Origin of the sequence: Isoptericola sp. NPDC057559 (assembly GCF_042801555.1) — a bacterium.
Taxonomy (GTDB): domain Bacteria; phylum Actinomycetota; class Actinomycetes; order Actinomycetales; family Cellulomonadaceae; genus Isoptericola.
Genome location: NZ_JBHVFQ010000013.1, coordinates 17,189 through 39,188, shown reverse-complemented (window position 1 = coordinate 39,188; position 22,000 = coordinate 17,189). Strand labels below are relative to the sequence as shown.

Genomic DNA, 22,000 nt, shown 5'->3' with positions numbered 1-22,000 from the left:
TGGGACATGCTTGCTCCGATCGTCCGCTGGCCGCTCTACTCGCCCTTGCGGTTCGTCGGCGTCGTGGTGATCGCTCTGGTGGCCGTGTTCTTCGCCGGGGAGATCAACGACGAGGAAAGCACGTCGCCCGCGGCCGTCGTTCGTTCGGCCTCGCCCGAGGTCGTCGACAGCTCGCCCTCCTCGGCCCCTACCCCTGACGAGACTTCGAGCTCGAGCACGACGACGGGTGATGCGGCGCCTGTCGGCGCGACGGACGACCTGAGTGCCGACCCGGCCGCCGACGACCCCGCCGCAGCCGCTGCCGATGCTGCCGCCGCTTTCGTGGCCGCCTGGGCTCGGCCCGACCTCGACCCCGACACATGGGCAAGCAACGTCCGCCCGCTCGCGACGTCAGACCTGTGGTCCTCCGGTCTGAGCATGACCGACCCGGCGAGCACGCCCGAGGTCACCGTGCGCGGCGAACCTCGCCAGGTCGCGATCAACGCCGAGGAGGCAGTCTTCGACGTCCCGACGACGGGCGACTGGGTCCGCGTTCACGCTGTCCCGGACCCGGACGACGCGACATGGCTCGTCTCCCGTGTAGAGCCCGTGAGCTGAGGATGGTGCGGACCCGATGGAAGCCGTCACCGCCGCGCTCGTCCTATGGGCCAAGACTCGGGCGATCGGCTGGCTGGCCCGCAACTGGGGCAAGCTGGTCGCGGCCGGTCTCGCCATTGTCGGCGTCGCGACCTTTCTGACGGTGACCGCTGTGAGCCTGGTATCGAGCAACGGACAGGTCTCTGAAGCGGCGAACGCCTGCACCGAGCTGGGGTACGCCGTAGACCAGGCGGCCTATCAGCCACCGGCTCTCGACCAGACCCCGAGCATCCCTACGGGTGGTTCCGTCCCGGGCTTCGGCCCCGACGACGATGCCAAGATCACCAACGCCCAGGCGATCATCGCGGCCGGTGCTGTGGCCGGTGTCGGACGGCGAGGGCTGATTGTCGCGATCGCCACCGCGCTGCAAGAGTCCGGGCTGGAGAACGTCGACTATGGCGACCGCGACTCCCTCGGCTTGTTCCAGCAGCGACCGTCGCAGGGTTGGGGCAGCGAGAAGCAGGTCCGCGATCCGAAGTTCGCCGCCCTCGCCTTCTTCGGTGGCCGGACGTCGCCGCACTTCAACGCTAAGACCGGGAGAGCCTCGCCCGGTGGGCTCCTCGAGGTGTCGGGCTGGGCCGACCTGCCCATCACCGTCGCCGCGCAGAGCGTCCAGCGTTCTGCCTTCCCGGGCGCGTACGCCAAGCACGAAGATCGCGCCATCCTGATCGTCGACGCCCTCGCGGGTGACGCGTCCTCGACGACACCGATCGCCGCGGCATCCTCGGAGGGGAGCGACGAGTCGAGCAACGCTAAGCAGGTCGTGGTGACGGCGGCCGACTACCGCGCGAGCGGCGTCGACATCGACAGCTTCTGCTCGAGCGAGTTCGAGCTCGCGTCGGCCAAGAGCCCGGTCGCAGCGACGTCGGGCCAGGTCATCCCGACAGGGGAGTGGACCGCGCCGATCCAGTCGAAGGTCACCTCGCCGTTCGGGACGAGATTCCACCCGATCTATCACGAGGCGCGGCTGCATGCTGGCACGGACTTCCACGCGGTCGTCGGAACGCCAATCGCCTCGCCCACGACGGGGGTGGTCGAGTCCGTGGGATGGAGCTCGGGCGGCGGCCTGAACGTGGCCATCGCGCACGCCGACGGTGTGAAGACGCGCCACCTGCACCTGTCCGAGGCTCTGGTGAAGCCGGGCGAGGAGGTCCAGGGAGGGCAGACCATCGCCCTGTCCGGCGACAGTGGTGTCGGCACGGGCGCGCACTACCACTTCGAGGTGCATGTCGACGGAGAGCCCGTCGATCCGGAGCCGTTCATGCGCCAGCACGGAGTCAACCTGCGAGCCTGGTCATGATGGACGCCGAGTTCTTCGCATTTGAAGACCTCTCGTGGCAGACGGTGCCTCCACCCGCCCGCCGTCCGATCCCGGCTGCGTTCGTCCGCGACCTCGACGTGGGAGCCGAACTGACGATCGGCATTCCTGGCCGCTACTTCATCGACGGCCAGGTCCTCCTGCGAACGGAACGGTCGAGCGTCGAGTTCCCCGACGACGGCGAGCTGCACGAGGCGCTGGCCGTGTGCGCGCCGATGCATTACTGGACCTGGAGAGTAGCGCCGAGCCGGAACCCGGTGATGCAGTGGTGGCCGCTCGAATACACATGGGCCTACAAGGACGCGATCTCTGTGGGAGTGCCCGCCCAAACGACGGACCTTGATGGTGGGGCCGAGGTGTCTGCGACGTGGCTGGACCGCGTCCGCCCCGACGTCCAGCAGCCGCCCGTGCTGAGCCCGATCGGTGCCAGGGAGGCCGGGGCCCTCACGGGCCGGACGCTGCGCTCCCGCAACGCGGAGGGGGAGTGGTTCTGGTTCGTCGGCGTCTCCGAGCCGCTCGATGTCGACGGCGACTTCTGCGTCCGCGCCGTCCCGCGGTCCCACTGGTGGCTCCACCAGGTCGGCTACTACCCAGAGCTGCAGGACAAGGTTCGGACGATCCCGCTGCACCGACTGTTCGCCTACGTATGAGGGGGCATCATGAGCAACGACCGTGAGGGCGAAGGCGAGATCAAGCAGGTCTTCTACTGGGTCCTGGCCCTCGTGGGCCTTGTCGCGATCAAGCAGCTGTGGACCGCGAAGCTACGTCCCTGGATCGAGCAGGTCTGGGGTGAGATCCAGTCAGGTGAGATCGCTGATCTGCCGGTGGTCGGCCGCCTCGACCAGGCGGACGTGGTCGGTGTTGGCGTCCTCGTGGTGCTGCTTCTCGCCATCTTCGCGTTGGTTGCTTCCGCTCTCAGGAGGCGACGTCGGTTGGCCCGCAGCCTGACCACCAACCGGCGATCCGCGGCGCGCTCCGGCACTCACCAGCGCTGATCGGTCGCCAGATCTGACTGTGGGGGACGAACTAGGCGATGTGGCCGGCCAGGGGCACGATGGGACCATGTGGAGCGCAGAGGTGGCGCCGAAGCTGGCGTCCGAGTACCTGTCGGGTCTCGGCCGCCGCTGGGACCATGTCCAGGCTGTAGGGCGGCTCGCCGAGGAACTCGCGGCAGTTGAAATGGTCTCGTCCGACGTCGTCGCGGCGGCTTGGCTGCATGACCTGGGCTACGCCGAGGAGCTCTCGACGACGGGTTTTCACCCGCTCGATGGAGCGACGTTCCTCATGAACGAGCGCGTTCCAGCGGAGATCGTGGCGCTCGTTGCGCACCACACGGGCGCCGACTTTGAAGCGGACGAGCGCGGGTTGAGCGAACATCTGGCCGAGTTGCCGGCACCCGAACCGGACGAGCTCGACGTGCTCACCCTCCTGGACCTCGTGACGGCGCCGGACGGGACGACGACCGACCCAGAGACCAGGGTTGCGGAGATCCTGAGCAGGTATCCCACGTTCAGCCCTGTCCATCGGGCCGTCACCTGCTCGCAAGACGTGCTCATTGCATCCGCGCGACGCGCGCGCGAACGACTCGGGCTACCCGATGAATGGCCCGCCGGAGCTGCTGAGGGCGTGCTCGAGCCGTAACCGCATCGACGGGTGCAGGTCCAGGCTCTCGATCTGTTCGGGCGTGAGCCACTCGACTTCGTCGCTCTCGGAGCTGGTCTGCTTCACGCCGCCGATTAGCCGTGCCCGGAAGGCGATCGAGAACTGTTGGCGTACCTCACCGTCGTCGTACTGCATGACGTGGTTCGGGTTCGTGTACGTGCCGGTGATCGTGTCGACCTCGACCTCATAGCCTGTCTCTTCCTTGACCTCGCGGACCACCGTGTCCGCGATCCTCTCGCCAGGCTCGTGCCCTCCGCCGGGCAGAGCCCACTTGTCGTTGTCGGTCTTGTGGATCATGAGGATGCGTGCCTGATCGTCTTGGACGATCGCAACGACGGATGGCACCACGGAGTTGATCGCCGGTGCGTTGGGGTCGTCAACGAAATCGATCCGGGTCATGTTCCGACATTACGGCGGCTCGCCGATCTGGTCGCGTCCGCTCGTCGGCTTCCGGATCGTCGCGACGCTGGGCGGCCCTCTCGGCGAGGCGGTGGCGCCAAACTCCATCAGGACGTCGACGTGCGAAATTGCGATCCGGATGGTGCCGCTCGGTGCAGTCATCGAGCTAAGGGGCACATCGGCGGGACGTATGTGCGGCGAGGCTGCCCAGTCTGGACACGACGCCTTCAGAGTGGGATCCGACCGCGAGCGGGCGGGGCGAAGACCCGGCCAAACAGCGATCTGCGGCGTTGGCCGGCAGCGGCGGGGGCCAACGGTCGTCGACGGTGGAACTTGAGCATCGCCGGGCAAGCGGCGGCCGGCGCCTCCGATGGGCCTCAGTGGGCCGACCGGTCATGTTGGCGAGCACAGCGGGGGTAACGCGCTGAAGTTCACCCGCTGGGGAGAACGGTCAAACTTCCCGGGTGAGGGTGAACTTTCCGAAGGGCATCGAACAAATGAGACTGCGCTAGTACGCTCCGGGCAACTAGAAGTGCTCCTCGGAGGGCTCCGGGGTCGAGAGGGGGCGTAGATGCGTGTTACTGAGAGGTTCGGCATCACCGGACCGGTGGACTTCCTCGATGTCCACGTGGATAAGGACAACAGGTTGTACGTCGACCCGTCGGCGATTCGCTACGCAGCGAAGGCTGGCGAACCGTGGGCGACCTCTGCCTACCGGGCGCTGACGGACTTTTTCGACGAGATTCTGAGACGCCTCAAGAATGCATCACGTCATCGAGATGGCGAGTCGATGCTCACAGAGTTCCACGAACCGCGTGAGACTCGTCTCGGCATGTCGAAGTTTGGGTATGACGGCTCGGGTGCTTCGCGCGAGATCGGTGAGCGGATCTGGGCGGCAATTAAGGACAATCCGCTCTGTCTCATTGAGGTGCCGATCCTGAAGCGTGTCGAGCATCTGCCAATGTTCGTCGACGATCTCAGTAACGATCGAGTCTCGGACCTGACGTCTCGGATCATCTTCGATAAGTTGGTCGCGTTTACCCTGGATCAAGCGACAAAGCACCCTTCGATCACCCTTGGGGAGCCGATGGAGTTTCAGGTCTGGGACACTGCGGCTGGCGTCTGGTCCACCAAGACCTACGCGCTTCCGGACGCAGGAACGGCGAAGCAGGAGCCCCTGCTGCTGGTTCCGAAGCACGTTGTTTTCCACTCCCTGCGCATGTCCAACCGAGGCTACTGGTCAGTGCCGGTTCTCGGCGCGGTCCAGGACAGCCAGACCACCATTGGTGGGAACGGCAAGCCCATCGCTCCTTCGAAAGAATCTCTGAAGGATCGTGACGATCTGAAGGACAACATTCGCGAGACGAATCAGCAGTGGACCGAACGGGAGTGGATCCAGCGACGCACGAACTTGCTCGAACGCTACGAGGAGTTCGTGGATGGAAAGTTCACGCCGCTGGACGACGACGAGATTCTGAATCGCCTCGGTCTCTAGTCGCCGGACGGTGAGGGCTCAGATTGTGCGTGGCCTGTGATCGATGCTCGTTGCGATGCGTGCCAAGTGCGTTCAAATGACTCGATGTAGTGGTCAAAGAGTTTCCCGCCGGCGATGCGGTTGAGGTGCAGAATCGGGGAGTGGCCAGCAGGCGCGCCTAGGGCATGCGGGTTTACCAGCAACGTGTTGTCGAAGCGGAAGAGCGAGGCATAGACAGTGCTGCCGTGCCTGCGCGCCTGGACGCCGGCGACGCCGTCGAGCAGCGGCGCGAGGTAGTTCCATGTCAGCCGACACCGGGCGGCCATGAGGTCGCCGATGCCTTCCTCCTCGCCGCGAAGCTCGACGGCGCGACTTTGCGGATCACCGAAGAGCAGTCGGATCCGCACGCCGGCCGCCGCCCGCGCCTTGATGCGCTCGCCAAACTCGGGGATCCCGTCATGGAGGAAGGATCCGGCGAACGCGAGGATGTCGATCGCCTCGGTGGAGCTGTCGATGAGCTCCTCCCACATGGAGATCGGGAGCGCGCCGCGGCTTGGGTAGAGGTCGACGAGCTCCGCGCGGGTTGCTGACTTCGTGCGTGGGTCGGCCTCGGTCGACGGCCAGAGGTAGCCAGGTGTCCTGCCCAAGACGCCAGCGGCGTTCATGCGGTGGGACAGGTACGGCATCCGGTCCTTGGTGATCCAGCGCTCGACCGTCTTGGCGTCGACACCGAGCTGTTCGCTGAACTCTTGGAGCGAGAAGCCGGCGTCGGTGATGGCTGCGCGCAGTCGTTCGTTCGTCATGACGCCTCCAGGGGCGAGGTCTAGCCATGCTGGGAGGGGCGTTACGGGACGTCTTGCCCATCATAGGACGTCCCAAGACGTCCCGCCAGGTGGTGACGACGTCCCGTCCTCTGACGGTCTCGTGGTGAGTGGGCATCCAGCCCGAACTGGAATGAACACGAGATCGACGAGGAGACGACATCATGGCCATCGCCAAGCGGTTCGAGATCGCCCACGAGGCAGTGTTTCCCCAGGGCGCCTACCTGCGCGGGATCGTGGAGCCCGTCGCTGACTTCCAGGCCGAGAAGCGCCCGGACGGTTCGCGGCCCCAGCAGCGCGACAAGGAGACCGGCCTGCCGATGTGGCAGTGCACGGTCATCGACGGAGACGATGACGCCAACCGCCGCGAGCTCGGTGTCTCGGTGAAGTTCGCCGCCGAGGTTCAGCCGGTGCCACCGAAGAACACGTCGCCGATGCCGTGGACCCCCGTGAAGTTCGTCGGGCTGGCGGCGCTGCCCTACGTCGACGACTCCGGCAACCGTCCGCGGATCGCGTGGTCGTTCCGCGCCCAGGGCTTCGCGCCGGCGAGCCAGGAGCAGGCAAAGCCGGGGGACCAGAAGGCGGCGGCCTGATGTCCACGGGAGGCGTCGGGCAGACCCTCGAGACGACGGGGGAGATCGGGCCGACCGTTCCGGAGCTGCTGGCCATGGCGACGGACATCGTCGACATGGTTGACGGCCGGGTCATCGCCGTCGAGGTATGCGGCGGTGCGGTGTCCGTGCACGTCGCCTCCCAGACCGCCGCGGAGTACCTCGCATGGCGGCTCGGACTGGACCAGGTGCTCGGCCTCGCAACCGCGCACTCTGACCACGTGTTCGCGGTGTGGAAGGGCGGTCGGTGGCCTGAGGCGCAGTTCCGCGTGTTCTGCGACGCCGAGCCGGTGAGACCCCTGCGAGTCTTTCCTCGACGTGAACTGCTGCCTTACGCGGCGGCCACTGCCATCGGGAACGGGGCGACGTGATGTCCAGCCTGGGTAACGCCGGCCTCGTACTCGGACGGCTGGGCCACGCGCTCTGGAGCTCGGTGACCTGGACCGCTCAGTCCTGGCGGGTGATCCTCGTCTGCCTCGTGATCGGTGACCTCCTGCTGATCGCCGATCGCGAGGCAGTCGGGCTCGCGGTCCTGCTACTCGTCCCGGTGTGGAGCACCCTCCGGGCGATCTGGGACGCCATCAGCCCGTTCAGTTACGAAGCGGTACTCGGCGGGCCACTGCGTCGTCGAGCCTGGCGCCGTCGGGTCCGCAGGGAGTGGACTCGGGTCGCCGAGCGGTGCGGGCTTGCTTGGCCGTGGGGGACCGACGAGTCGCAACGTGTTCCTCGCCTGCTTGACGTCCGCACGAGCGGGAACACACTGACACTCCGGGTCCGTGCCGCCGTCGGGCAGACCGTCGACGACATCGACGGAGCGATCGAGGCAATCGCCACCGCGTTCGAGGCGGAGTCGGCTGAATCGCGCCGGATCGCTCCGGGTGTCGTCGAGATCGTGCTGACGATGCGGGAGCTGCTGCACGAGCCGTCTACACCTTCCCTTCCCGAGAGCACCGAGACCGGTGTTGTCACACTGGGCCGACGTTCGGACGGCTCGCCGTGGCGGCTTGAGCTCGCAGGGCGGCACACCCTCGTCGTCGGACGATCGGGGGCCGGCAAGGGCTCGATCTTCTGGGGCATCGCGGGGAACTTGGCTCCAGCGGCGAACGCTGGCCTCGTGCGGCTCTGGGGGATCGATCTCAAGGGCGGCGTCGAGGTCGCGGTGGGCGCGGGGATGTTCTCGTCCGTCGCGATGGACGAGCGGGCGGCGCTTGAGCTCCTCAACTCGCTGCACGGGGTCATCGGCGAGCGGCAGGCGACCATGCGCGGGCGAACTCGGCAGTTCGAGCCGTCATCGGGCGACCCGGCGCATGTGCTGCTGATCGACGAGCTCGCCGTGCTGACGGGTTACGCCTCGCGCGACGTCGTCAACGAGGCGACCACGCTGCTCAAACGGATCCTGACCCAGGGCCGCGCGCTCGGCGTGATGGTCGTGGCCTTCGTGCAGGACCCGCGCAAGGAGACCGTGGGCATGCGCGAGCTCTTCACCCAAACGATCGCTCTTCGGCTCGCCTCGACGTCGGAGACCCGCATGGTCCTCGGCGACGGATACGGCGAACTGGCACCGGCGCACCGCATCGACCGGACCATGCCCGGGGTCGGTTACGTCGTGCGCAACGACGGTGAGGTCGAGCGGGTGCGGGCCGACTTTTGGCCCGACGACGTCATCCGGTTGGTCGCGGACGCGTTCCCGGCGTTGGTCGAGCGTGAGTCGGAGGATCGGGAGCGAGAGGATTCTGAGACTGACGACGCCCAGGAGATGGGGGAGCTCGTCTCGATCGTCGACCCGGCGTCTGACCGCCAGCGCTCACCTCGCACTCCGCGCGGACCCAGGGATCCTGAGGCGGCGTGATGACGGGGGCGGCAGGTTTCCCCGGCTTCGGGGCGGATGCTCCACTCGACCTGGGCGATCTTGCTCCGGCCGATGCGGAGGCCATCGTGGGCCGCCTCGCAGACGGCACCATGCCGGCCCTCGCCGCGACGCTCGCCAAGGTGGGCAACTGCGTCCATCCCGTCCGTCTCATCGGCAGCTCGGACACGGTCGACACACGAACGGGCGAGATCAGCACCTTTCGGTCGGCCGATGAACCGATGGGGATGCTGTTCAAGCCGTGCGGCAACCGGCGCGAGGGGGTGTGCCCCTCGTGTTCCCGCATCTACGCGCGTGACACCTTCGAGCTCATCTCGACCGGGCTGCACGGCGGCAAGGGCGTCCCGACGGACGTGAGGGCTAACCCGCTGCTGTTCGTGACTCTGACCGCGCCGTCGTTCGGGGCCGTGCACGGCGCCCGGGAGGGCAGGCAGCCCTGCCGGCCTCGTGCACGCCGCGGCATCTGCCCGCACGGTCTCCCGCTGACCTGCTGGGCCCACCACGAGGTTGGTGAGCCCGCTGTGGGCGAACCGTTGTGCCAGGACTGCTATGACGTCGAGACGGCCGTGGTCTGGCAGTGGCACGCGCCCGAGCTGTGGCGCCGGTTCACCATCGCGTTGCGGCGGCAGCTCGCCACGGAGCTCGGCGTGAAGGAACGCGACCTCAAGGACCATGCGCGGCTCGAGTACGCCAAGGTCGCCGAGTTCCAGGCCCGCGGGCTGGTTCACTTCCACGCGCTCGTGCGTATCGACGGACCTGATGGCCCAGGATCGCCGGCCCCGGTTGCTGCCTTGGCGCTCCAGGACGCGATCCGTGAGGCTGCGGCCGGCGTCTCTTGCACTGCTCCGCCGGTCGACTACGGCGACGTTGAGCGTCTCCTGTGCTTCGGCACCCAGACCGACGTCCGGGTCGTCCGGGACGGCGCCACGGCCGGGGAGCAGATCACAGCCGAGCAGGTTGCCGCGTACCTCGCGAAGTACTCCACCAAGTCGACCGGCGTCGATCCCCGACGCCCGGCCTCGCACCTCGAGCGGATCATCGACACCTGCAGAGCCCTCGCGACCCGAGCCCTCGCGGGTTGCGCCTTCGAGTGCGGCGAGCGGGTCAACGATCGTCACGGAGGCATTTGCGGCACCTGCTGCCAGAACCCCTACGCCCTGCTCGGCCGCTGGGCGCTCATGCTCGGGTTCCGTGGTCACTTCTCGACCAAGTCACGCCGCTACTCCGTCACCCTCGGAGCACTGCGTCGTGCTCGCCGCCGCTTCCAGCGCATGACGGCGGAGCAGCGCCACACAGGAGAACTGCTCGACGTCCGCGAGCTCGAAGAGCGGCTCATGGCCGACGACGAGGAGACCACCCTCGTGATCGGCAGTTGGGCCTACGAGGGGTCGGGCTGGCCTCGCGCGGGGGACAAAGCCCTCGCCGACGCTGCGGCGGCCCGTGCCCGTGAATATGCGACATGGCGAGCCGACCGGCGCCAAGCGCGCATCCATCGAGTGTGACGGGACAGAGACGACGAGAGGACATCCACCATGACTGGCAGGGACAGCCACGACGAATCCGTGGCTACCGGCGAGCAGCCACTCATCTACAGCGTCGAGGAGGCAGCCCAGGTGCTGCGGATCTCGCGTGACACCACGTACGAACTGCTTCGATCGGGACAGTTGCGGTCTATCAAGGTCGGCCGCCGTCGTTTGATCCCGGCCGTAGCGATCCATGAGTACATCCGAGCGCGCCTGGCGGTGACGGCATGACTGAGCGACAGCGCAGGCCGCATGGTGAGGGCAGCGTCTACTGGGACGAGCGTCGCCAGCGCTATCTGGCGGCAAAGGTGGTCGGATACGACGCGCGGGGGAAGCGCATCGTACGTCGCGGTTCCGGCAAGACCGAGTCAGCGGCTCTGCGAGCCCTGCGCGACCGGGTCAAGGAGTACGAGGCAGGCATCCGGGTGGGCGCCGATCGGTACACCGTGAAGCAGGCCGTGGACGACTGGCTCGAGCTCGGTCAGGGCAAGGCCGGCGAGCGGACGACCGAAAAGCACGAATACCTCGCACGGCACGTTGTCGAGCACCTCGGCGCGCGAAAGCTCAAGGACCTGCGCGCCGACGAGGTCGAGCGGTGGCTCCTCGCCTTGGCGCAGTCGCAGTCGACGCGGACGTTGCGAGAGACACGATCGGTGCTCAACCGTGCGGTGCGCCGGGCGATGGTCCAGGGGATGGTGGTCCGCAACGTCGTCGAGCTCGCGCAGATCCCGCGAGGACAAGCGGGCCGCGACTCCCGCTCTCTAACGCTGCGACAGGCCGACGACGTCCTCGGGCGCACGGTGGGTCATCCCATGCACGCCTACATCGTGCTGTCGCTGACGACTGGACTACGGACGGAAGAGGTCCGCGCCCTCGAGTGGCGGCACGTCGACCTCGAGGGGCGGCCCGATGCTGACGTGGCTGTGCCGGCGTCGGTCAACGTGTGGCGATCGGTCCGCGTGGGCGGTGACACCAAGACCCGGACGTCGCGACGAACCCTCGAGCTTCCGACGATCGCAGTGCGCGCACTGCGGATGCATCAGAGCACCCAGGCAGAGGTAAGGGCGTCGGCGGGGGATCGGTGGGAGGAGCACGGGCTGGTGTTCGCGTCCCAGGTGGGCACGCCGCTCGACGCCTCGAACGTCCGTCGCCAGTTTCGGGATGCGCTACGGCGGGTGCCGGGGCTCAACCCGTCCGAGTGGACTCCGCGCGACCTGCGGCACTCTTTCGTCTCCTTGATGAGCGAGCACGGCGTCCCGCTCGAGGAGATCTCGCGGCTCGTCGGGCACTCGGGAACTGCGGTGACGGAAGCGGTGTACCGGCACGAGCTGCGGCCCGTGCTGCAGACCGGCGCCCGGGCGATGGATGACCTGTTCTCGGCGATGGGGGTCGAAGAACCGGCGGTTAGCGGTGACGAAGAGGGCGGACGTGGCGTCGCGTAGGCACTCACTTTGGCACTCGGGGCCGGTGCGAAGGTGTTCTCGGGAAAAGCGAAAGGCCCTCTGGCCAGCGTTTCCGCTGTTCAGAGGGCCTCTCGGCTGGTCGGGGTGACAGGATTTGAACCTGCGACCTCTTCGTCCCGAACGAAGCGCGCTACCAAGCTGCGCCACACCCCGAAGGACTTGCTCGCGCACGGAGAACCGAAGCCCTCCTGCGGAAGCCTGCTCAGAATAGCCGACGATCGGGCCTGGACGAAAACGAGATCCGCCTACCGGGCGGTGAACGTGAGCAACGTCGCCTCCGGGCGGCACGCGAAGCGCACGGGGGCGTACGGCGAGGTGCCCGCGCCGGCCGACACGTGCAGCCACGTGGAGCCCGCGCCGCCCGTCTCGTCGGGCCGCGGACCGGGCCAGCCGTGCAGGCCGCTGGCCCGCCGACGGTCGATGTCGCAGTTGGTGACGAGGGCGCCGAAGCCCGGCAGCCGCAGCTGGCCGCCGTGCGTGTGCCCGGCCAGGACGACGTCCGCGCCGTCCGCGTGCATGCGGTCCAGCACGCGGCGGTACGGGGCGTGCGCGACGCCCAGGTGCAGCACGGCGTCGTCCGGCTCGCCCGCCGGCGCGGGGAACTCGTCGCGGTCGAGGTGCGGGTCGTCGACCCCCACGAGGGACAGGAGGCGGCCGTCGGCCTCGACGACGTCGCGCCGGTTGGTGAGGTCCCTCCAGCCCGCGGCGCCCATCGCGTCGGCGAGCTCCTCGAAGGGGAGCTCGGCCGGGCGCGTGTGCGCCACCCGGGTGTCGCGCTTCAGGTAGCGCGCGGGGTTCTTCGGCACGGGGGCGTAGTAGTCGTTCGACCCCATGACGAATGCTCCGGGCGCCGTGGTCAGCAGCGGCGAGAGAGCGTCGAGGAGCGGCCCCAGGGAGTCCCGGTGCGCCATGTTGTCGCCCGTGTTCACCACAAGGTGCGGCTCGAGCGCGGCCAGGGAACGCACCCACGCCACCTTGCGGTTCTGCGACGGCGTGAGGTGCAGGTCCGACACGTGCAGCACCCGCAGGTCCGGCTGGCCGGCGGGCAGCACCGGGACGGTGCGGCGGCGCACCGTGAAGAGCTTCGTCTCCACGTGCGCGTACGCGAGGCCTGCGATCCCGGCCGCGGCGACGCCGCCCGCCACCTGCCAGCCGCTCACCGCGGTCAGTTGCTGCCCCACTCGTCGGCGAGGGAGTCGGTGATGGCGTCCCACGCGGCGCTCGCGTCGGAACGGCCGCTGTTGCCCTTGCCGTTGCCGCCGCGGTCGTTGCCGCCCTTGTCGCCGCCGTTGTCCCCGTTGTCGCCGCCGGAGTCGCCGTTGTCGCCGCCGTTGTCGCCACCCTTGTCGCCGTCGTCCGACGAGGTCGAGGGCGGGGGAGCGGTCACGCCGACCAGCTTCGGGTCGGGGGCGCCGAAGTCTTCGGTCGGCAGGTCCGCGACCGCCTGGTCCATGTATTCCTTCCATGCCGGCAGGGCCAGCGTGGAGCCGTACAGGATCTTGTAGTACTGGCCGTTGACCACGTTGCCCCGGGTGTGGTTCTCCATGGGCTTGTCGGCGTTACCAACCCAGACGGACGTGGCCAGGTTCGGGGTGAAGCCGGTGAACCACGTCTGCGCCGAGTACTGGGAGGTACCCGTCTTGCCGGCCACCGGTCGCCCGTCGAACAGGCCGCCGGAGCTCTTCGCGGTGCCGTCGGTGAAGACCTTCTCCATCGCGTACACCACGGTGTTCGCGATGTTCGACGCGAGCGCGTCCTTCTTGCACTTCGCGCTCGGCACCTTGTAGTCCTTGCCGCCCGGGCCGGTGATGCTCGTGATCGCGATCGGCGAGCAGTACGTGCCGCCGCTGGCCAGGGTCGCGTATGCCGCTGCCTGGTAGAGCGGCGTCGACTCCTGGGTGCCGATGATCATCGGGGCCTGGATGTCGATGTTCGACTTCTCGGGAGTGTTGATGACTGCGCCGTTGTTCTCGTGCGACCGCGTCGGCCGGAAGCCCATGTCCCACGCGGTGCTGCGCAGGTCGCACAGGTTGAGCTGGTACCCCATGGACGCATATGCCGTGTTCACGGACTTGTAGGTGGCCTCGAGCGCGCTGATATAGCCGAATGCGGCGCCCTCGGAGTTGCCCGGATCCCAGATGTCGTTGCCGAGGCCGTAGTCGAGGCACGGCGTCTGGAAATCTCCGACGCGACGGGCCGTGCCAGCTGCGTTGACGCGCTCCGACAGCGTGTGGCCCTCTCGGAGCCACTCGGCGAGCACGAACGGCTTGAAGTTCGACCCGACCTGGAAGCCGCCGGACGCACCGTGCGTGGGGTCGGCGGAGTAGTTGACGCGCGTGGTCCCCTTGCCGCCCGCGGATGGCGTGTAAGGGATGTTCTGCGCCATCGCGATGATCTTGCCGGTGCCGGGCTCCACCGAGGCGATGGCGGACTGCAGGCCGCTCGAGTCGCCGGCGGGGACCGCGTTGGTCACGGCCTTCGCGGCGGCCTTCTGCTTCTTCGGGTCCAGCGTGGTGTGGATCTCGAGGCCACCGCGGTACAGCAGCTGCTGCCGCTCGGCCTTCGTCTCGCCGAACACCTTGTTGGTGACGATCTCCTTGGTGACGTAGTCGCAGAAGAACGCGGCGTCGCCCGCGGCGCTGCACCCGATCTCCGTCGGGTTCACGTCCAGGGTGTCCTTGACCTTCGTCGCCAGCGCCTCGTCGCGCTCCTGCGTCGAGATGTACCCGAGGCTCCACATCTTCTGCAGCACCAGGTCGCGACGCTCCTTCGCGTCCTTCCGGTTCACCGTCGGGTCGAAGCGGCTCGGCGACTTCGTGATGCCCGCGATCGTGGCCGCCTCGACGACGTTGAGCTCGGAGGCGTGCTTGTCGAAGTAGTAGCGGGCCGCCGCCTCGACGCCGTAGATGCTGCGCGAGCCGAACTGGGCGGCGTTGAGGTAGCCCTGGAGGATCTCGTCCTTGCTCATCGTCTTCTCGAGGGAGATGGCCATCTTCGCCTCGGTGAGCTTGCGGGAGATCGAGTCCTCGCTCGCCTCGATCACGCCGAACTTGTCGCCGTCCTGCAGCGCCTGGTCGATGAGCATGTTCTTCACGTACTGCTGCGTCAGCGTCGACGCGCCCTGCGTGGCGTGGCCGGCGACGTTGTTCGCCATCGCGCGGGTCATGCCCTGCACGTCGATGCCGCCGTGCTCATAGAAGCGCTCGTCCTCGATGGCGATCACCGCGTGCTGCATCGGGTCGGAGATCTCGTCCAGCGGCACCACGATGCGGTTCTGCGCGTAGAACGTGGCGAGCAGCTTCCCGTCTGCCGCGTAGATGCGCGACTGCTGCGACATCGGCCGCGGCTCCAGCTCCGCGGGCACCTCGTCGTAGATCGCGACGGTGCTGTCCGCGGCCACGTTGGCCCCGGCGACGAGCGGGATGACCAGCCCGGCGGCGAGCACGCCGCCGACACCGGCCGCGAGGACGAACGCGAGCAGGAGGGCGACGAGCTGGGTCGCCGGCATCGTGCGCGTGATGCGACGGGGGTCGGATTTGGCCATGCCCACCAGGGTACGGGGTGGGGCCGAGGCGGCACGGCCGCGACGGGCGTCCCGCTGTGCAGGTTGTGTGGACCCGCCGTGGGAGCGGCGGGACGGCGGCGTTCGGACCGGTCGCTGGTTACGATCGCGCCATGGCTACCACGTGGGAGTACGCGACCATCCCCCTGCTGATCCACAACACCAAGGCGATCCTCGACCAATGGGGTGCCGACGGCTGGGAGCTCGTCCAGGTCGTCCCCGGCCCCGACAGCACCAACCTCGTCGCGTACCTCAAGCGACCCTCCGGCGGCCAGTGATGAGCGCCACCTCGCCCGAGGCGCGGCTCGCCGAGCTCGGCATCTCGCTGCCCGACGTCGCCGCGCCCGTCGCGAGCTACGTCCCCGCCGTCCGCTCCGGCAGGTACGTCTACACGGCGGGCCAGCTGCCCTTCGTCGACGGCGCGCTCCCGCAGACCGGGAAGGTCGGAGCGGGCGTCTCCCCGGAGGAGGCGGCCGACCTCGCGCGCACCTGCGCGCTCAACGGCCTCGCGGCCGTGCGGTCCCTCACCGGCACGCTCGACGGCGCGCGGATCGTCAAGGTGACGGGCTTCGTCGCCTCGGACCCGTCGTTCACCGGCCAGCCCGGCGTCATCAACGGCGCGTCGAACGTCCTGGGCGAGATCTTCGGCGACGCGGGCATCCACGCGCGCTCCGCCGTCGGGGTCGCGGTCCTGCCGCTCGACTCTCCCGTCGAGGTGGAGCTCGTCGTCGAGCTCCCTGAGTAGACCCTCTGCCGTGTTCCCGGCCGTCACCTGGGAGCGGAGCAGACGGAAGGGGCGTTCTTCGCCCGGTCGTCGATGTTCCCGAAGTGGAGCGCCCCCTGGGGCGCGTGAACGCGACCGGGCGAAGAACGCCCCTTCCGTCTGCGGTTGAACCTAGCGCGCGCGGCGCTCCAGGCGGTCGATGTCGAGCAGGACGACCGCGCGACCCTCGCGGCGCACCCAGCCGCGGGTGGCGAAGTCCGCCAGGGCCTTGTTGACGGTCTCGCGGGAGGCGCCGACGAGCTGCGCCAGCTCCTCCTGCGTGAGGTCGTGCGCCACGCGGATGCCGTCGTCGTTGGGCTCGCCGAAGCGGGCCGAGAGGTCGAGCAGCGCCTTGGCGACGCGGCCGGGCACGTCGGAGAAGACGAGGTCGGCCAGGGTCTCGTTGGTGCGGCGCAGGCGGCGGGCCAGCGCGCCGAGCAGCGTCGTGGCGACGCTGGGGTGCGCGGCGATCCACTGCACGAGGGCCTGGTGACGCAGCTCGTAGACGAGCGCGTCGGAGACGGACGACGCCGTGGCGGTGCGGGGACCCGGGTCGAACAGCGACAGCTCGCCGAACATCTCGCCGGGGCCGAGGATCGACAGCAGGTTCTCCCGGCCGTCGCTCGACCGGCGGCCGAGCTTGATCTTGCCCTGCGCGATGACGTAGAGCCGGTCGCCGGGCTCGCCCTCGCGGAAGAGGACGTCCCCACGGGTCAGCTCGACGGGGATCATGGACTCGAAGAGCGCCTTCGTCTCTTCGGTGTCCATGTCCGCGAAGAGGGGGGCGGAGAGCACGACGGTGTCGTCCACAGGATTCCTCACGTGGTTCAGGGGCGGCCTTCCCGGTGCGGGGCCGGTCGTCCACGGGTCGTCAGCGGTGGTGTTCCAGGTCTCAGTCTGCCTCACGGCACCAAATCGCGTCGGAGTTCGACGCCCGGGAGGCGGTGTCGGACGGCGTGGCTAGGCTCGCTCTCGTGCCGCCGACGTCGCCCACCGCCACCGACACCCCGACCGGGGAGTCCCGCGTCGCCCTCGTGCGGCGCGCGCGCCGCATCGACCGCGAGCTCGCCGTCACGTACCCCGACGCACGCGCGGAGCTGGACTTCACGACGCCGCTCGAGCTGCTGGTCGCGACGGTCCTGTCGGCGCAGACGACCGACGTGCGCGTCAACGCGACCACGCCCGCGATCTTCGCCCGCTACCCGGACGCCGCCGCGTACGCGGGCGCCGACCCGGCGGAGATGGAGGAGCTGTTCAAGCCGCTGGGCTTCTTCCGCGCCAAGACGCGCTCCGTCATCGGGCTGGGGCAGGCGCTGGTCGAGCGGTTCGACGGCGAGGTCCCCGGGAGGCTCGACGACCTGGTGACGCTGCCCGGCGTGGGTCGCAAGACGGCGAACGTGGTGCTCGGCAACGCGTTCGGCGTCCCCGGGATCACCGTGGACACGCACTTCGGCCGCCTCGCCCGCCGGTTCGGGTGGACCGACCAGGAGGACCCGGTCAAGGTCGAGCACGAGGTGGGGGCGCTGTTCCCCAAGAAGGACTGGACGATGCTCAGCCACCACCTCGTGTGGCACGGGCGCCGGCGCTGCCACGCGCGGCGCCCGGCGTGCGGGGCCTGCCCGGTGGCGCGGTGGTGCCCGTCGTTCGGCATCGGCGAGACCGACCCCGTCGCCGCGCAGAAGCTGGTCAGGCCCGGGCCGCGCGGCTGACCTGCCGCAGCTGAATCAGCGGGCCTGCGCGAGCGCGTGCTGCAGCCAGTCGGCGAGCAGCTTCCCGAGCTCGTCGGGCGCCTCCTCGGGGAGGAAGTGCCCGGCGCCCTCCACGACCTCGTAGCGGTAGTCGCGGGCGAGCGCGGCCCCGTCGACGCCGGCGTACCGGGGGTCGAGGAAGCCGTCGAGCGCACCCTGCACCTGGAGCACCGGGACGTCGACGGGCTGCCGCAGCTCCGCCAGGTACCGCCGGCCGTCGGGGCGCGGCGTGGAGCGGACCATCCAGCGCAGCGACTCCATCACGGTGTGCGCGGCGAACGGGATCCGCATGACCGTGCGGTACAGCTCGAAGGCCTCCGTCCCGAGCGGGCGCGCGGCGCCGTCACGTAGCACGCGCGCCACCTGGTCGCCGTCGGTGAGGCGCTTCTCGGGCAGGGTGGGCAGCTGGTAGGCGGCGAGCTGACGGCGCGCCAGGGGGGTCAGCAGCTGACGGCCCGAGACGTGCAGGCGGCCGGGGTGCGGGGACGAGACCGCGGCCACGCCCGCGGTGACCGCCGGCTGCAGCCGCGCCATCGCCCACGCGGTCACGCCGCCGGTGCCGTGGCCGACGACGACGGCCCGGTCGTGGCCGAGGGAGCGCACCACGCCGGCCACGTCCTGGGTGCCGGTGGGGACGTCGTAGCCCGACGGCGGCTTGTCGGACGCGCCGACGCCGCGCAGGTCCATGGCCGCCACACGGAACCCGGCGTCCGCCAGCTGCTCCACCTGGTGGCGCCACGCCCACCAGAACTGCGGGAACCCGTGCAGCAGGAGGACGAGCGGGGCGCGGCTGCCGTTCGACCGGTCGGGCCCGGCCAGCGCCACGTGGAAGCGCGCGCCGTTGGCGGGCACGAGCTCGTGCCGCCAGGGCCCGTCCACGAGGGCGCTGGAGAAATCGCTGGAGTCCGACATCGCGGTCACCGGTCGAACCTACCCGTTGCGCCGCGCCCCGGCCCGGGGCGGCGCGCACGGTTCACGCACGAGGGTCAGCGGGCCGGGGCCCGGCCCACGGCCCCCTCGCCGTCGACGGCCGCGGCGCCGCCGTCGGTGCCCTCCACGGGGCGGGGCTCCTTGGGCGGGTCGAACCGGTAGCCGACGTTGCGGACGGTGCCGATGAGCTGCTCGTGCTCCGGGCCGAGCTTGGCGCGCAGCCGGCGCACGTGCACGTCCACGGTGCGGGTGCCGCCGTAGTAGTCGTAGCCCCAGACCTCCTGCAGCAGCTGGGCGCGGGTGAACACGCGGCCCGGGTGCTGCACCAGGTACTTGATGAGCTCGAACTCCTTGTAGGTGAGGTCGATGGGCCGCCCCCGCAGGCGCGCGGTGTAGCCGCCGGCGTCGATGGCGAGGTCGCCGGCCGCGATCTCCTGCGGGCCGTCGTCGACGGGTCCGCGGGCCGAGCGCTCGACGACGAGCCGCAGCCGGGCCTCGACCTCGGCAGGGGACGCCGTCTCGAGCAGCAGGTCGTCGGCGCCCCACTCGTGCGTCACGACGGTCAGCCCGCCCTCGGTGAGCACCAGGACCAGCGGCACGGTGAGACCGGTGGCGTGCAGCAGCCGGCACGTGGTGCGGGCGGCGACGAGGTCGCGGCGGGCGTCGAGCAGCACCACGTCGGAGTCGGGTGCGTCCACCAGCGCGGACGGCTCCATGGGCAGCACCCGGACGCGGTGGTTCAGCAGGCCCAGCGCGGGCAGCACCTCGACGGAGCCGCCCGACGCGGGCGTGAGGATCAGCAGCTCGGCCACCGGCACCTCCTCCCGGTCGTGTGACGGTCCGTTCGACAGCGTCCGACAGGTGCGTCCGCCAACGTACCGCGGCGCGGTATCCGTCACACCGCAGCCGTCCGGCACTGTGACCGGTCCCCGCAGTGTGCCCCGAACCATGTTTCCGGCGCGTGAAGAACCGTTGACCGGACTGTGTCGTGGTCCGTCGCGCCGACGTCGGTCGGGGCCTGCCGGGGCCGCGCCGTCTGCGACACTCGTCGTCGTGACCGTGACCACCCGCGCCGTCTGGACGGCCGTCCTCTCCGCCGTCGTCGCGGCCGCCGCCTCCCTCGACGCCTTCGGGATCCTGCCCCTGACCGCCGTCGCGGCGGCCCTCGTGGTGCTCCTCGCCGCGGGGTGGGCGCCTCTGCTGCGGCTCCCCGCACAGGGCGGCACGACCGTGGTCGTCGCGGTGGCGGGCCTCGGCGCCGTCGCCGTCGCGTGGGCCACGAAGGGCGAGCCGGTGCTGCGGAACGTGCCGCTGGTGCTGGCGATGGCCCTGGTGCTCGCGTTCGTCGCGGAGATGCTGCGTCGCGGCGGCCGGCCGCGCCTGGTGGAGTCGGTGAGCGGCACCGTGACCGGGGCGGTCGTCGCCGTGTGCTGCTCGGGCTGGGTGGCCGCCGGGCGCTCGGAGGCGGGCGCGTCGCTCGTCGTGGTGAGCGCGGTCGGCCTGGCGGTGGCCTCCGCGGTGTCGGCGACGCCCGTGGCGCGCGGGTGGGCCGGGTCCCTGGTCGGCGTGGCGCTCGGCGGCGTCGCGGCCGGCGCGGTCGCGACCGTGCTCCCGGCGATCGACCCGGTGAGCGGCGTGATCTCCGGTGTCGTGACCGGCCTGGTGGTCGCCGTCCTGCGGCTGCTGTTCGAACGGCAGCCCGCGCTGACCGGCCGCCGCGCGGTGCTGGCCGCCGTCACGACGCCCGTCGCGGTGAGCGGGATCCTCGTGTTCGTCGTCGGGCGCCTCGTCGTCGCCGTCGCCTGACCGGGTCGGGGCGACCGGACCGACGGCGGGCGGGTCAGGCCTCCGGCGCGGCCGGGGCCTGGCGGATGGCCTCGCCCGCCAGCTCGATGCGCACGGTCTTCGCGACGAGCACGCCGCCGGCCTCGAGCGCGACGTTCCACGTGAGGCCGTACTTCTCGCGCTCGAAGTCCGCGGAGGCGTTGAAGCCGAAGATGTCGTTGCCGAACGGGTCGCGGCGCGCGCCGCCGAACTCGGCGTTCAGCGCGATCGGGTGCGTGATGCCGCGGATCGTGAGGTCGCCGTGCAGCAGGAACTTCGCGGAGGTGCGCGCCTGGTTCGCCTGGGGGAGCGTGGCGCGGCCGGGGGTGCGGCCCTTGAGCCGCGCCCAGGAGAACATCGGGTCCTCCTCGGTGCGCCACTCGAGGTGGGTGCTGCGGAACTCGATGGTCGGGTAGTTCTCGACGTCGAGGAAGTCGGCGCTGCGCAGGTGGGTGTCGCGGTCCGGGTTGTGCGTCGTGATGGTCGCCGTCTCGAGCGTCGCGGACACGGACGACCGCTGCGGGTCGTCGGCGACGTGGATCGTGGCGGTGCCCACCGGGAACTCGCCGCGCACCGGGCTGACCATCATGTGCATCGCGAGGAAGCCGAGCCGCTTGTGCGCCTCGTCGAGCAGGTAGGTGCCCGCCGCCGGGATGACGAGGTCGTTCCAGGTCCGGGTGGGCGAGGTCATGGACGGTTCTCCGGGATCGCGACGTCGGGCGGCCGGCGCCCGTCGTGGCGGCGGGGGAGGCCTCGGGATGGGCGCGCCGGCGCCGGGCTGGGCCCGGGCGGGGCGTCGGGGATGCTTCAACGTTCAATCTACGGCACGGGAACCGCCCGGCGGGAGCCCGTCTCCGACCGCGTGGCAGGCCTCACACCGGGGCCGCGGGAGGGGCCGCCGCCCGGTCAGTAGACGAGCGCCTGGGCTCCGGGCCGCAGGATCTCCTCGGCGAAGACCGCCGCGCCCGCGATCCGCACGCCGGGCAGGACGTCGTCGGGCCCGAGGTCGCGCCGCGCGGCGCACTGGGTGCAGAGGGTGACCGAGCCGGCCGCGAGGACGGCGGCGAGCAGGTCGGCGGCGGGCGCCGCGTGCTCCAGCTCCAGCTCCGCGACCCGGCCCGGCACCGCGAACCAGGCCGACTCCCCGGTGAGCCACAGGCTCACGTCCGCGCCCGCCGCGACGGCGGCCGCCGCGACGGTCAGGGCCTGGTTCGCCGCCTCGGGGCGGTCCAGGCCGGACGTGGTCTTGATCACGAGCGAGCGCGCGGGCGCGGGGGCGTGGGAGGTGCTCATGGGCGGCGACCTTACTCACGGCCCGTCGCGCCGCCTCCGGTCCGCGCCGCGCGCCGCCGCGGCGGTGGGTGCCGGTGGGAGCGGCTGGGTAGGATCGCGGCATGTC

25 protein-coding genes and 1 tRNA gene are annotated in these 22,000 nt (G+C 70.0%); 16 read left to right on the top strand and 10 right to left on the bottom strand.

Annotated elements, in window-relative coordinates; translation table 11 throughout:
- Positions 1 to 6: 6 nt before the first annotated feature.
- The 5 genes from ACFU5J_RS13515 (at position 7) to ACFU5J_RS13495 (ending at position 3,595) form a co-directional block, all read left to right on the top strand.
- Positions 7 to 597: a hypothetical protein gene (locus ACFU5J_RS13515; protein WP_430579036.1), complete on the top strand. Its 591-nt coding sequence runs from the start codon at positions 7 to 9 to the stop codon at positions 595 to 597.
- Positions 598 to 613: 16 nt separating this feature from the next.
- A complete protein-coding gene (locus ACFU5J_RS13510; protein ID WP_430579035.1) occupies positions 614 to 1,936 on the top strand; it encodes a M23 family metallopeptidase in 1,323 nt (440 codons plus the stop codon).
- Positions 1,936 to 2,604 (top strand): hypothetical protein, encoded by a 669-nt coding sequence (locus ACFU5J_RS13505; RefSeq protein WP_430579034.1) that lies wholly within the window; start codon positions 1,936 to 1,938, stop codon positions 2,602 to 2,604. The genes ACFU5J_RS13510 and ACFU5J_RS13505 overlap by 1 nt, the downstream gene beginning before the upstream one ends.
- A 9-nt stretch (positions 2,605 to 2,613) precedes the next feature.
- A complete protein-coding gene (locus tag ACFU5J_RS13500; RefSeq protein ID WP_430579033.1) occupies positions 2,614 to 2,949 on the top strand; it encodes a hypothetical protein in 336 nt (111 codons plus the stop codon).
- 67 nt (positions 2,950 to 3,016) lie between these two features.
- A complete protein-coding gene (locus ACFU5J_RS13495; RefSeq protein WP_430579032.1) occupies positions 3,017 to 3,595 on the top strand; it encodes an HD domain-containing protein in 579 nt (192 codons plus the stop codon).
- Here ACFU5J_RS13495 and ACFU5J_RS13490 read toward each other — a convergent pair.
- Positions 3,545 to 4,015 (bottom strand): NUDIX hydrolase, encoded by a 471-nt coding sequence (locus ACFU5J_RS13490; RefSeq protein WP_430579031.1) that lies wholly within the window; start codon positions 4,013 to 4,015, stop codon positions 3,545 to 3,547. The genes ACFU5J_RS13495 and ACFU5J_RS13490 overlap by 51 nt on opposite strands.
- 607 nt (positions 4,016 to 4,622) lie before the next feature.
- Between ACFU5J_RS13490 and ACFU5J_RS13485 the strand changes: the two genes are divergently transcribed.
- Positions 4,623 to 5,510, top strand: a complete 888-nt coding sequence (locus ACFU5J_RS13485; RefSeq protein ID WP_430579030.1) for a hypothetical protein — start codon at positions 4,623 to 4,625, stop codon at positions 5,508 to 5,510.
- Here ACFU5J_RS13485 and ACFU5J_RS13480 read toward each other — a convergent pair.
- On the bottom strand, positions 5,507 to 6,292 hold the full coding sequence (locus ACFU5J_RS13480) for an XRE family transcriptional regulator (protein WP_430579029.1): 786 nt from the start codon (positions 6,290 to 6,292) through the stop codon (positions 5,507 to 5,509). The genes ACFU5J_RS13485 and ACFU5J_RS13480 overlap by 4 nt on opposite strands.
- A gap of 182 nt (positions 6,293 to 6,474) precedes the next feature.
- Between ACFU5J_RS13480 and ACFU5J_RS13475 the strand changes: the two genes are divergently transcribed.
- The 6 genes from ACFU5J_RS13475 to xerC are packed head-to-tail and all read left to right on the top strand — an operon-like array spanning position 6,475 to position 11,753.
- Entirely contained in the window at positions 6,475 to 6,903 is a 429-nt protein-coding gene (locus ACFU5J_RS13475; RefSeq protein WP_430579028.1) for a plasmid replication, integration and excision activator, read from the top strand.
- A complete protein-coding gene (locus ACFU5J_RS13470) occupies positions 6,903 to 7,292 on the top strand; it encodes a hypothetical protein (protein WP_430579027.1) in 390 nt (129 codons plus the stop codon). Before ACFU5J_RS13475 ends, ACFU5J_RS13470 begins: the two co-directional genes overlap by 1 nt.
- Positions 7,292 to 8,770 (top strand): FtsK/SpoIIIE domain-containing protein, encoded by a 1,479-nt coding sequence (locus ACFU5J_RS13465; protein WP_430579094.1) that lies wholly within the window; start codon positions 7,292 to 7,294, stop codon positions 8,768 to 8,770. The genes ACFU5J_RS13470 and ACFU5J_RS13465 overlap by 1 nt, the downstream gene beginning before the upstream one ends.
- Positions 8,770 to 10,290, top strand: a complete 1,521-nt coding sequence (locus ACFU5J_RS13460; protein WP_430579093.1) for a replication initiator — start codon at positions 8,770 to 8,772, stop codon at positions 10,288 to 10,290. The genes ACFU5J_RS13465 and ACFU5J_RS13460 overlap by 1 nt, the downstream gene beginning before the upstream one ends.
- Before the next feature lie 30 nt (positions 10,291 to 10,320).
- On the top strand, positions 10,321 to 10,542 hold the full coding sequence (locus ACFU5J_RS13455) for a helix-turn-helix domain-containing protein (RefSeq protein ID WP_430579026.1): 222 nt from the start codon (positions 10,321 to 10,323) through the stop codon (positions 10,540 to 10,542).
- Complete coding sequence (gene xerC, locus ACFU5J_RS13450) at positions 10,539 to 11,753, top strand: tyrosine recombinase XerC (protein ID WP_430579025.1); 1,215 nt, start codon at positions 10,539 to 10,541, stop codon at positions 11,751 to 11,753. The genes ACFU5J_RS13455 and xerC overlap by 4 nt, the downstream gene beginning before the upstream one ends.
- A 97-nt stretch (positions 11,754 to 11,850) precedes the next feature.
- Here the strand turns inward: xerC and ACFU5J_RS13445 are convergent.
- From ACFU5J_RS13445 to ACFU5J_RS13435, 3 genes are all read right to left on the bottom strand, one after another.
- A tRNA-Pro gene (locus ACFU5J_RS13445) sits at positions 11,851 to 11,927 on the bottom strand.
- A gap of 92 nt (positions 11,928 to 12,019) precedes the next feature.
- Entirely contained in the window at positions 12,020 to 12,934 is a 915-nt protein-coding gene (locus ACFU5J_RS13440; RefSeq protein ID WP_430579024.1) for a metallophosphoesterase, read from the bottom strand.
- 5 nt (positions 12,935 to 12,939) lie between these two features.
- Positions 12,940 to 15,318: a transglycosylase domain-containing protein gene (locus ACFU5J_RS13435; RefSeq protein WP_430579023.1), complete on the bottom strand. Its 2,379-nt coding sequence runs from the start codon at positions 15,316 to 15,318 to the stop codon at positions 12,940 to 12,942.
- Between the two features lie 131 nt (positions 15,319 to 15,449).
- Here ACFU5J_RS13435 and ACFU5J_RS13430 point away from each other — a divergent pair, with 131 nt between their 5' ends.
- Positions 15,450 to 15,614 (top strand): DUF4177 domain-containing protein, encoded by a 165-nt coding sequence (locus ACFU5J_RS13430; RefSeq protein WP_139820690.1) that lies wholly within the window; start codon positions 15,450 to 15,452, stop codon positions 15,612 to 15,614.
- Positions 15,614 to 16,081 carry a RidA family protein gene (locus ACFU5J_RS13425; RefSeq protein WP_430579022.1) on the top strand — a complete coding sequence of 156 codons (468 nt, stop codon included), beginning with the start codon at positions 15,614 to 15,616 and terminating at the stop codon, positions 16,079 to 16,081. Before ACFU5J_RS13430 ends, ACFU5J_RS13425 begins: the two co-directional genes overlap by 1 nt.
- 150 nt (positions 16,082 to 16,231) lie before the next feature.
- Here the strand turns inward: ACFU5J_RS13425 and ACFU5J_RS13420 are convergent, their stop codons facing one another.
- Positions 16,232 to 16,909 carry a Crp/Fnr family transcriptional regulator gene (locus tag ACFU5J_RS13420; RefSeq protein WP_430576722.1) on the bottom strand — a complete coding sequence of 226 codons (678 nt, stop codon included), beginning with the start codon at positions 16,907 to 16,909 and terminating at the stop codon, positions 16,232 to 16,234.
- Positions 16,910 to 17,073: 164 nt separating this feature from the next.
- On the opposite strand from ACFU5J_RS13420, the gene nth reads away from it, so the two are divergent.
- Positions 17,074 to 17,808, top strand: a complete 735-nt coding sequence (gene nth / locus ACFU5J_RS13415) for an endonuclease III (RefSeq protein WP_430576721.1) — start codon at positions 17,074 to 17,076, stop codon at positions 17,806 to 17,808.
- 15 nt (positions 17,809 to 17,823) lie between these two features.
- Here nth and ACFU5J_RS13410 read toward each other — a convergent pair whose 3' ends face one another.
- Positions 17,824 to 18,759, bottom strand: a complete 936-nt coding sequence (locus tag ACFU5J_RS13410) for an alpha/beta fold hydrolase (protein ID WP_430576977.1) — start codon at positions 18,757 to 18,759, stop codon at positions 17,824 to 17,826.
- A 74-nt stretch (positions 18,760 to 18,833) separates the two neighbouring features.
- Positions 18,834 to 19,589, bottom strand: coding sequence for a winged-helix domain-containing protein (locus ACFU5J_RS13405; protein ID WP_430576720.1), 756 nt, complete (start codon positions 19,587 to 19,589; stop codon positions 18,834 to 18,836).
- Positions 19,590 to 19,830: 241 nt separating this feature from the next.
- Here ACFU5J_RS13405 and ACFU5J_RS13400 point away from each other — a divergent pair, with 241 nt between their 5' ends.
- On the top strand, positions 19,831 to 20,583 hold the full coding sequence (locus tag ACFU5J_RS13400) for a hypothetical protein (RefSeq protein ID WP_430576719.1): 753 nt from the start codon (positions 19,831 to 19,833) through the stop codon (positions 20,581 to 20,583).
- Between the two features lie 34 nt (positions 20,584 to 20,617).
- Here ACFU5J_RS13400 and ACFU5J_RS13395 read toward each other — a convergent pair whose 3' ends face one another.
- Together ACFU5J_RS13395 and ACFU5J_RS13390 are read right to left on the bottom strand one after the other, a co-directional pair.
- A complete protein-coding gene (locus ACFU5J_RS13395; RefSeq protein ID WP_430576718.1) occupies positions 20,618 to 21,292 on the bottom strand; it encodes a YceI family protein in 675 nt (224 codons plus the stop codon).
- Positions 21,293 to 21,507: 215 nt separating this feature from the next.
- Positions 21,508 to 21,894, bottom strand: a complete 387-nt coding sequence (locus ACFU5J_RS13390) for a DsrE family protein (RefSeq protein WP_430576717.1) — start codon at positions 21,892 to 21,894, stop codon at positions 21,508 to 21,510.
- Between the last annotated feature and the right edge of the window lie 106 nt (positions 21,895 to 22,000).

Excerpts from the sequence above, each read along its gene's own strand:
- ACFU5J_RS13430 (WP_139820690.1), top strand. The coding sequence starts at position 15,450 with ATGGCTACCACGTGGGAGTACGCGACCATCCCCCTGCTGATCCACAAC.
- ACFU5J_RS13390 (WP_430576717.1), bottom strand. The coding sequence starts at position 21,894 with ATGAGCACCTCCCACGCCCCCGCGCCCGCGCGCTCGCTCGTGATCAAG.
- ACFU5J_RS13515 (WP_430579036.1), top strand. The coding sequence starts at position 7 with ATGCTTGCTCCGATCGTCCGCTGGCCGCTCTACTCGCCCTTGCGGTTC.
- ACFU5J_RS13500 (WP_430579033.1), top strand. The coding sequence starts at position 2,614 with ATGAGCAACGACCGTGAGGGCGAAGGCGAGATCAAGCAGGTCTTCTAC.
- ACFU5J_RS13465 (WP_430579094.1), top strand. The coding sequence starts at position 7,292 with ATGTCCAGCCTGGGTAACGCCGGCCTCGTACTCGGACGGCTGGGCCAC.
- ACFU5J_RS13435 (WP_430579023.1), bottom strand. The coding sequence starts at position 15,318 with ATGGCCAAATCCGACCCCCGTCGCATCACGCGCACGATGCCGGCGACC.
- ACFU5J_RS13470 (WP_430579027.1), top strand. The coding sequence starts at position 6,903 with ATGTCCACGGGAGGCGTCGGGCAGACCCTCGAGACGACGGGGGAGATC.
- ACFU5J_RS13455 (WP_430579026.1), top strand. The coding sequence starts at position 10,321 with ATGACTGGCAGGGACAGCCACGACGAATCCGTGGCTACCGGCGAGCAG.
- ACFU5J_RS13395 (WP_430576718.1), bottom strand. The coding sequence starts at position 21,292 with ATGACCTCGCCCACCCGGACCTGGAACGACCTCGTCATCCCGGCGGCG.
- ACFU5J_RS13505 (WP_430579034.1), top strand. The coding sequence starts at position 1,936 with ATGGACGCCGAGTTCTTCGCATTTGAAGACCTCTCGTGGCAGACGGTG.
- ACFU5J_RS13490 (WP_430579031.1), bottom strand. The coding sequence starts at position 4,015 with ATGACCCGGATCGATTTCGTTGACGACCCCAACGCACCGGCGATCAAC.
- ACFU5J_RS13425 (WP_430579022.1), top strand. The coding sequence starts at position 15,614 with ATGAGCGCCACCTCGCCCGAGGCGCGGCTCGCCGAGCTCGGCATCTCG.
- ACFU5J_RS13510 (WP_430579035.1), top strand. The coding sequence starts at position 614 with ATGGAAGCCGTCACCGCCGCGCTCGTCCTATGGGCCAAGACTCGGGCG.
- ACFU5J_RS13460 (WP_430579093.1), top strand. The coding sequence starts at position 8,770 with ATGACGGGGGCGGCAGGTTTCCCCGGCTTCGGGGCGGATGCTCCACTC.
- ACFU5J_RS13475 (WP_430579028.1), top strand. The coding sequence starts at position 6,475 with ATGGCCATCGCCAAGCGGTTCGAGATCGCCCACGAGGCAGTGTTTCCC.
- ACFU5J_RS13495 (WP_430579032.1), top strand. The coding sequence starts at position 3,017 with ATGTGGAGCGCAGAGGTGGCGCCGAAGCTGGCGTCCGAGTACCTGTCG.
- ACFU5J_RS13480 (WP_430579029.1), bottom strand. The coding sequence starts at position 6,292 with ATGACGAACGAACGACTGCGCGCAGCCATCACCGACGCCGGCTTCTCG.
- xerC (WP_430579025.1), top strand. The coding sequence starts at position 10,539 with ATGACTGAGCGACAGCGCAGGCCGCATGGTGAGGGCAGCGTCTACTGG.
- ACFU5J_RS13410 (WP_430576977.1), bottom strand. The coding sequence starts at position 18,759 with ATGTCGGACTCCAGCGATTTCTCCAGCGCCCTCGTGGACGGGCCCTGG.